This is a genomic window from Accumulibacter sp., assembly GCF_016789985.1.
Taxonomy (GTDB): domain Bacteria; phylum Pseudomonadota; class Gammaproteobacteria; order Burkholderiales; family Rhodocyclaceae; genus Accumulibacter.
The window spans coordinates 1-9,019 of record NZ_JAEUOL010000171.1; the positions used below are offsets into that span (position 1 = coordinate 1).

Annotated in this window: 5 protein-coding genes; all 5 read left to right on the forward strand. The window is 61.7% G+C overall.

Features of this window, described 5'->3' with window-relative positions:
* The first annotated feature begins 616 nt into the window (after positions 1 to 616).
* Complete coding sequence (locus tag JNK99_RS10175; protein ID WP_291852301.1) at positions 617 to 1,057, forward strand: DUF2924 domain-containing protein; 441 nt, start codon at positions 617 to 619, stop codon at positions 1,055 to 1,057.
* Positions 1,054 to 2,391 (forward strand): recombinase family protein, encoded by a 1,338-nt coding sequence (locus JNK99_RS10180; protein WP_291852303.1) that lies wholly within the window; start codon positions 1,054 to 1,056, stop codon positions 2,389 to 2,391. The genes JNK99_RS10175 and JNK99_RS10180 overlap by 4 nt, the downstream gene beginning before the upstream one ends.
* A complete protein-coding gene (locus tag JNK99_RS10185; RefSeq protein WP_291852306.1) occupies positions 2,391 to 2,798 on the forward strand; it encodes a hypothetical protein in 408 nt (135 codons plus the stop codon). The genes JNK99_RS10180 and JNK99_RS10185 overlap by 1 nt, the downstream gene beginning before the upstream one ends.
* Positions 2,799 to 3,294: 496 nt before the next feature.
* Complete coding sequence (locus JNK99_RS10190; RefSeq protein ID WP_291852309.1) at positions 3,295 to 8,457, forward strand: DEAD/DEAH box helicase; 5,163 nt, start codon at positions 3,295 to 3,297, stop codon at positions 8,455 to 8,457.
* Positions 8,454 to 9,019 (forward strand): SNF2-related protein (locus JNK99_RS10195; protein ID WP_291852312.1); only part of this gene is annotated, 566 nt, incomplete at its 3' end. The genes JNK99_RS10190 and JNK99_RS10195, both read left to right, overlap by 4 nt.

Below are 9,019 nucleotides of genomic sequence, written 5' to 3' on the forward strand. Positions count from 1 at the left end.
GCGCGCGCCCTGTCGCCGCTGCTCCACATCCGATCTGACGCCATGGTTCCCTCCCCGAGCGTGTTCGGCCCGTTGCGGATCTCCGCTCCCGTTGTCGAGAGCCGGAGAGCCGACCGGTGCCCCCCTTTCCCACGGAGCCCATCGTGCCGGAGCTGCCGCGGAAGATTCAATGCCGCCGTGGGGTGTCTTTGGTCACACCCCGGCGGTGTTTCTTCCGCCGCGTGAGCGTTTGCTCACGGCCGTGAACAAATCTTCACGGCGCGGGTATGGACACCGGAGGTGCCGGCACTCGGAACGTAGCCTGGGTGCTGGCGGATGGGTACTTGAAAGGGCCTCGGTCGGCATTGACACCAAGAACCCGACGGCCCTCGGTGTCGAGCACCAGAGTCTCGTCGGGCGCGGAGGGCGGCTGAGACGAAGCGCGGGCTCAGTCGGTATAAACCTTCATGCCCGCCAAACACGATCCCTGCAACCACCCGCCCATCAGTCCGGTGCGCGCCATCGCCATGATCCTGGCGCATGGCGTCCTGCGCCTCCAACAGCGTCAGAAAGCCCTTGATAACCGGACCGAACAGCGCGTTCATGACCCTGTTTTGAACCCCAAGGGAGGCACAGCATGAATGAGGTACTCGCCCGGGTAGCGGCCCTGAAGACCGCACCCATCGCCGAGCTGAAGCAACTGTGGCGCGACCTGTTCGACACGGAACCACCGGCCTACAACCGGCGCTTCCTGGAGAACCGCTTGGCTTACCGGCTGCAAGAGCTGGCCTATGGCGGACTGAAAACCAGCACCCTCAAACGCCTCGAACAATTGGGCGAGCAACTCGATGGCGGCAGGGCGCGGGTTCGCAGTCGCCGGGTCGATGACCGGCCGGTGGTTGGCACGCGGTTGATTCGGGAGTGGCAGGGCACGCCTTACGAGGTCACCGTTCAGGCCGGGCATTTCGAATTCCAGGGCCAGCGCTATCAGTCGCTGTCGGCGATCGCCAAGGCCATCACCGGCACGGTTTGGAACGGCTGGGCGTTCTTTGGCCTGCGGTCAAGGAGGTCTGCATGAATGTGATGACCCGCAAACTGCGCTGCGCGATCTACACGCGCAAATCGACCGAGGAAGGTCTGGAGCAGAACTACAACTCGCTGGACGCTCAGCGGGATGCCTGTGAAGCGTACATCGCCTCGCAGAAGTCGGAAGGCTGGGTGGCGCTGCCAGACGCCTACAATGACGGGGGATTCTCGGGAGGGACGCTCAACCGACCCGGTGTGCAGCGCCTGCTCGACGATGTCCGCGAAGGGCTGGTCGATGTCATCGTGGTCTACAAGATCGACCGTCTCTCGCGATCGCTGGCGGATTTCGCGAAACTGGTGGAACTCTTCGATGCCCGGAAAGTGACCTTCGTGTCGGTCACGCAGTCGTTCAACACCACCACCAGCATGGGGCGGCTGACCTTGAACATCCTGCTGTCGTTTGCGCAGTTCGAACGGGAGCTTGGCGGGGAACGCGTCCGAGACAAGATCGCTGCCAGTCGCGCGAAGGGCATCTGGATGGGCGGCATGCCCCCGCTGGGCTACGATGTGGTTGAGCGCAAGCTGGTGCCGAATCCGCGCGAGGCGGCGCTGGTCAAGCGCATCTTCGTGCGGTACATCGCGCTCGGGTCGGTGACCACCCTGTGCCGCGAACTGCGTGCCGAAGGGGTCACGACGAAGTCCTGGACGACCCTCAAGGACAAGACCCGTGCCGGGAAACTGATCGACAAGGGCTATCTGTACAAGCTCGTCCGGAATCCCGTCTTCATCGGGGTTGCCGCGTACAAGGGCAAGCACTTCGCGGGCGAGCATGAGGCGATCCTCGACCGCGCGGTGTGGGAGCAGGTGCAGGCGATGCTGGGGCGTGGCGAACCAGAACAGCGGGCTCGGCAGAATCGGCCATCACGTGCGCCTGCCTTGTTGAAAGGGCTGATCTTCGCCGACGATGGGTGGGCGATGACGCCGGGAGCCACCTTCAGGGGCGACAAGGTCTATCGCTACTACGTCAATACGGCGTCGATGAAGATCGGCAAAGAGGCGTGCTCGGTGTCTCGGGTGCCCGCCGGCGAGATCGAGGCGGCCGTGATCGCGCAGGTCCGCAACGTGCTGCAGGCGCCCGAGGTGATGTCGCAGGCCATTCGCGAGGTGGTGGCGCTTGATCCGGTGGCGGATGCGCAGGAGGTCATCATGACGCTGCAGTCTATCGAGCCGGTGTGGGATGAACTCTTCCCCGCCGAGCAGGCACGGATCATTCAGTTGCTCGTGGAGCGGGTGACAGTCAGCCCAACCGGCCTGCGCATTGACATGAAGGCGGCGGGCATGAGGGAACTCATCCAGTCGGTGATGCCCGAGCGGCAGGCGGCGTGATGAGTGCTGATGTCATCTCCGTTGATCTGCCAATGACCTTCAAGAAGCGGGGTGGTCGCAAGGTGATCGTATTGCCGGATGGGAGTCAGGGCAACCCGGTGCCGATGGCAACCATCGACAACACGATGATCAAGGCCATCGCCAGGGCGTTTCGCTGGCAGCGGTTGCTGGAGAACGGCACCTATGGCTGTCTCGACGAGATCGCCAAGGCGGAGAAGATCGGTGCGTCGTTCGTCAGTCGGGTGGCGCGCCTGGCGCTGCTGGCGCCGGATATCGTCGAGGCGATTCTCGCGGGCAGGCAGCCGGCTTCGCTGACGTTGAAGGATCTGATGGCGCCGTTTCCGGTGGAGTGGGCGGGGCAGAAGCGCCACTTCCTCGATCCCGATCGGCAGACCCACCTTCCCTAAGTTCGGTCCACGCTACAGACGGCCTGGGCCGAGCGCCCCGCGTCGTGACGGATCCTACAACAGCCTGGCGCACCCGATGAGCCCGCGGCTGCCGACGATCCTTCAATCCGTCATTTCTGGATTGAAAGTCTTGCAGTATCCTTTCGTCCTTTCCGCCTAAACGCTGGCGTCCATTGTATCGAGCCCAGACACGAGCGGAATCATCACGATCGGGGAAGTCGCCGACTATCTGTATCCCAACGAGCTGACTATCTATCGGCTGGTTCGGGCCAAAATGATCCCTGACTTCATAGTTGACATTGGCTGGTGCTTTTCAAAGGCTGACATTGACATGCGGATCACCGAACAGTGCAAGGCCGCGCCAGGGGCCTTCCAAAATGAGCCTATGGATCGGGGCTCGATCATTGAGGACACACTCACGATCAACCAGGTGGTCCGTAAGCGAGTTCCGCGGAGCAGGGACTTCGACTACCTCGGCGCTGTGGCGGACTAGAAGATGGACGTTCTGCTGACCCACAAACACGTCATCGAAGACTATGCCAGCTACATCCAGAGCTTTCTGAACATCGCAGACCCGGCGATCCGCTCGACTGTCGAGAGCAAGCTCGCCGAGGGAAGCCTCTGGCCAGAGCCACTCTTGCAGTTCAACCCAGCCTACGAATTGGGTGGCACAGTCGAACAAGTGGCTGCCACAGGTGTTGTCCACTCGGCCATCCCCGACATCCTCACGGGCTACTCGCTCTACAAGCACCAGGTGGGCGCGATCAAGCTGGGCACTGGAGACCGCGACTTCATCGTGACCTCGGGCACGGGCTCGGGAAAGTCTCTCACCTATATCGGCACCATCTTCCACGACCTTCTCAGCCGCCCATCGGAGAGCGGTATTCGCGCGGTCATCGTGTACCCGATGAACGCGCTGATCAACTCTCAGTTCGAGGAATTCAAGCGCTACCAGGGCAACTTCGAGAAGGCGACTGGCAAGCCGTTCCCGATCTCCTTCGGCCAGTACACGGGCCAGGAGAAAGAGGAATTCCGTGAGCGGATGCGTGAAAACCCGCCGCACGTTCTGCTGACGAACTACATGATGCTGGAGCTGTTGCTGACGCGAACAGCTGAGCGCCGCATCCGAGACAGCATTTACGCGTATCTCAGGTACCTCGTGTTTGACGAGTTGCACACCTACCGAGGCCGACAGGGCGCCGACGTGGCGATGCTGATCCGGCGCATTCAAGCTCAGTGCGCAAACAAGCTGGTGTGCATCGGTACTTCCGCCACCATGGCCTCTGGCGACGACCCGGAGCAGCAAAAAGTCCAGATCGCTGCCGTCGCCACGGTGCTCTTTGGTCGGAAATTCCTAGTCGATCAGGTGGTTTCAGAGTCACTGGCCCGTTCGTTGGCCGATGGCGACACCGTACCCCCTAGCGCGGCGCTCCGGGCCGCAATCGAGGCAGGCATCAATCCGTCGGCCAGCTTGGACGACCTCAGAGCCAATCCCCTGGGCCAATGGCTCGAGAACAGGGTGGCTCTCCGGCAGTCCGCAGCACATCTGCTCCGCGGCAAGCCGCTGCCACCCTCGGAAGTGCTCGAGCTCCTCGCGGGGGATGCACGGGTGGATCAATCCGCGGCAAAGGGTGCCCTGGATGGCTTGCTACAGTGGATCAGTCAGATCAACCTGGGACTCCAGGCCGGCGGAAAACGCTACACCATCTTGCCCTTCAAGCTCCACCAATTCATCTCCCAGACTGGTTCCGTTTACACAACGCTTGATCAAGACGACAACCGGTTTATCACGCTGGAACCTGGCGTATTCAAGAGCGATGACGATAACAAGAAACCGATCTTTCCGAACGTTTTCAGCCGCGCCAGCGGTCACGCCTTCATCTGCGTCACCCGCGTCGGCGACCACCTCGAACCTCGCGAGTTTCGCGAGTCAAGTGACGAGGACGATGGAGGACAGGATGGCTACCTGATTATCGGCGAGGACATTTGGGATGAGCGCGACGATCTGGCCTTTCTGCCCGACTCGTGGCTGAACAAGGCGCGAACCGGGCCGGACAGCCGCAAGCGCGCGTTTTTTCCCATTCGGCTGAACTTCGACGAGACGGGGCGGTGTTCGGAGACTGAATCCTTGAAGTGGTGGGGCTGGTTCATGCGCTCGCCGTTGTTGTTCGACCCGACGGCAGGCGTGTTCTTCGACACCAAGACCAATGAGGGAACCAAGCTCACCAAGCTGGGTAGCGAAGGCCGGAGCACGTCAACGACAATCACGACGTTCTCGATCCTGAATCGCCTCAGTGACGTCGGCTTCGCCCCAAGGGATCAGAAACTCATCAGCTTCACGGACAACCGTCAGGATGCTGCCCTGCAGGCGGGGCACTTCAACGACTTCGTGCAGGTTGTACGCCTCCGGGCTGGAATTCAGCGCGCAGTCACCACGGCCGGCGATACTGGCTTGACCTTTGAGCGTCTGGGGGCAGCGGTCTTCGCCGCACTCAAGCTCCCCTTCGTTGAGTACGGCAATAAGAACGCAGAGCCAGAACTGCCGAACATCAAGCGCGGCTATGACGAGCTCTTCCAAGTATTCCTCTTGTACCGCGCCCTGGGCGATCTGCGCCGGAGCTGGCGGATCGTGCTGCCGAACTTGGAACAGTGCGCGCTCCTTGAGATCTCCTACTCAGATCTCTCGGAGGTGGCTGGGACAGACACGTATTGGAGCGAGTTACCGATCCTCGGAGAGATGGACGTCGAAGATCGTCTGCTTTTCCTCACGGCCGTCCTCGACTTCTTCCGCCTGGAGTACGCGCTATACAGCGAGAACTACCTCACCCAAGGCAAGCTTCGAGAGCATGAGAAGCTCTTTAGGGAGAAGCTGCGGGCCCCATGGACACTGGATCCGAACGAGAGCCTGCGCGAACCGTATTACATGCGGATCGAGACCTTGCACCGCTCGGCCAAAGTCGCCTCCAAGAGCATGGGGCCAGCCAGCGGTCTTGGCAAGTTCATCAAACTCTTTGTCAAGCAGCGCGAACTTGATGTTGATCTGCGCGGCGACCACTACGGGCACTTCGTAAAGCTGCTGATGAAGAAGCTGGAAGGCGCCGACTACCTGGCATCACAAACTGCCAAGGGCGAGAAGAACGATAGCATCACGCTGTATCGCCTTCGCATCGAAAAGCTCGTCTGGCGGCCAGGTGATCTCAAGACGGTCAAGGCTGACCTCATCAAGCGCCGCAGCTACAAGCAGCAGGCGCCGAGGCCGAATCTCTTCTTCCAGGATCTGTATCGGCGCGACTTCGCAGCAGCAAAGCGACTGCGTGCTGAGGACCACACCGGCCAGCTCAACGTCGATCAGCGGCGTGATCGGGAGGACCGGTTCCGAGCGGACTGGTATCTCGACCCGGACAAGAATCTGCCCGATCTGGTCCGCATCCGCAACGAGGCGATCAGCGCGCTGTATTGCTCTCCCACCATGGAACTGGGCATCGACATTGGCGGGCTCAGCGTGGTGCACCTGAGAAACGCGCCACCCAACCCCGCCAACTATGCTCAGCGAGCTGGCCGCGCGGGGCGCGGCGGGCAAGGGGCACTGGTGTTCACCTACTGCTCGACCTACTCACCCCACGATAGGCACTACTTTGGAAAGCAGCCGAGCCTGGTCGCAGGCGTCGTGCAGCCACCGCGGCTCGATCTGGCCAATCGGGAGCTACTGCAGACGCACCTCAACGCGCTCGCAGTATCGGAAGTGGGGCTACCGGGCTTGGAGAACCACGAAGGTGGCCGGCCGTCCATCACGCGATTCCTGGATGAGGACAAGCGAGAGCTGCCCTTGTTGGCCAGCGTTCGCTCAGGGTTGCAGCTTGGCAGCCTGACCAAGGACCGGATCCGCGCGACGTTCCAACGCGCCATCAAGGACTTCGAAGGCGATCTGAAGACGCGGGCCAGCCACTGGTTTACCGACGCCTGGATCGAGCAGACGCTGGATGCGCTGCCAGACAACTTGAACCACTCCATCGAGCGCTGGCGCACCCTGTACCGCACGGCGCGCAGCACACTGGATAAGGCCACACAGAAGATTCAGAGCGGCACGCTCAGCCTCGGCAGCGAGGAGTACCGAAAGTACAAGCGCAGCCAGGATCAGGCAACGCGGCAACTGGATCTGCTTCGCAACAGCGGCGGCGGGTCGTCAGAGCTGTCCGAGTTCTACCCCTACCGCTACCTGGCTTCCGAAGGGTTCCTGCCGGGCTACAACTTCACCCGGTTGCCGTTGCGCGTGTTCTTGCCTACGTCGGACACCCACGGAGAGTTCATCTCGCGCCCCCGGTCGATCGCACTGCGCGAGTTCGGACCACTCAATGTCATCTACCACAGCGGTCGCAAGTACCAGGTTCGTCAGCTGGTGGTGCAGGAGGCCGAAACTGCACTTACCGAAGCCAAGATCAGCACCAAGGCCGGGTACTTCCTGGTGGGCGACCAGCTTCAGCTGGAGTACTGCCCGCTGTCCGGCGTCAGCCTGTCGGACAACGCCAACAAGGAGCATCTGCACGACCTGTTGGAGATGACGGAGTCAAGGGCCGAAGAGGTCGACCGCATCTCCTGTGAGGAAGAAGAACGCGCGTCGCGCGGGTTCTCGATCCAGACCTACTTCAGCATCGATGGCGGCGACATGGGTCGCGTCCAAAGGGCGAGTCTGAAGGTCGGCGACGACGCATTGATTAACCTGATGTTCGTGCCTGCTGCACGCCTGGTGCATGTCAACGAGAAGTGGCGTGCACAGACAACCGATGGCTTTCCCATCGGCATGGTCAGCGGCGAGTGGCGGCCGTCCATGCCGGACCCGGCAGAACCCCAGCGGGAAGAGTTCCGACGCATTAAACTATGGACTTCGAACCTGGCCGATGCCCTCTATATCGTGCCAGTGCAACCGCTGGGCTTGAAATCTGATGGCGTGGTCACGCTGCAGCACGCACTGAGGCGCGCGATCGAGCAAGTCTTCGAGATCGAATCCAGCGAAATCGGCGTCATCTCGGTAGGCGATGCAAGTGCGCCCAACATCCTCCTGTACGAGGCGGCCGAAGGCAGCCTGGGCATCTTGTCCCGCTTCGTCGAGGACATCGCCGCCTTCCATGCCGTGGTCGCGAGAGCGGAAGAGCTATGTCGTTTCGACGATCCCGAGTACAAAGGGCCGGCGTCCTACGACGATCTGCTGAGCTACTACAACCAGCGCGACCACCAGATCATTGACCGGCACCTGATCCAGGACGCCCTGGCAAAGCTGGCTGTCTGTAAGCTGGAGATCCACACGAGCAAGGGCTACGCCAGCTATGACGATCAGTACGCCAGCCTGCTGAAGCACCTGGATCCCAGTTCGTCGACCGAGCGCAAGTTCATTGACCACCTGTACGAGAACGGCCTGCGGTTGCCTGATGCAGCCCAGAAGCGCGTGGATGGGCTCTACGTTCAGCCCGACTTCTACTACGACCCGCGCATCTGGGTCTTCTGTGATGGCACGCCGCACGACCAGCCCGGAGTGCAGGAGGACGACAAGGCCAAGCGGCAAGCCATCCTCGCGCGCGGCGACGAGGTCTGGGTCTACTACTACAAGGAAGACTTGGCCGCCAAGGTGACTGCGCGTCCTGACATCTTCAAGAAGGTCAAGTGAGCGTCGCTCTCCAACCCGGCAAGCTGGTCTCGCTGCGCGGCCGCGATTGGGTCGTCCTGCCGTCGGCCGACCCGGATCTCTTGGTTCTAAAGCCGCTTGGCGGATCCGAAGACGAGGTCACGGGCCTATATCTACCGCTCGGCGGCGAGCAACCGAAGGACGCTCGTTTCGCGCCGCCCACTGCAGCCGACCTCAGCGACTTCGCTACGGCGCGCCTGCTCCATGACGCTGCCCGTCTGGCGTTCCGAAACGGCGCTGGCCCGTTCCGCTGCCTGGCCAAGCTGTCGTTCCGCCCGCGGTCGTACCAGATGGTGCCGCTCATCATGGCGCTGAAGCAGGACCAAGTGCGTTTGCTCATTGCCGACGATGTGGGTGTCGGCAAGACCGTCGAGGCGCTGCTCATCGTCCGCGAGATGCTCGAGCGCCGCAAGATCAAGCGCTTCGCCGTCATCTGCCTGCCTCACCTGTGCGAGCAGTGGCAGGCCGAGATCCGCGCCAAGCTCGACATCGAAGCCGTGATCATCCGTTCCAACACCCAGGCGCGGCTGGACAGGCAGATCCA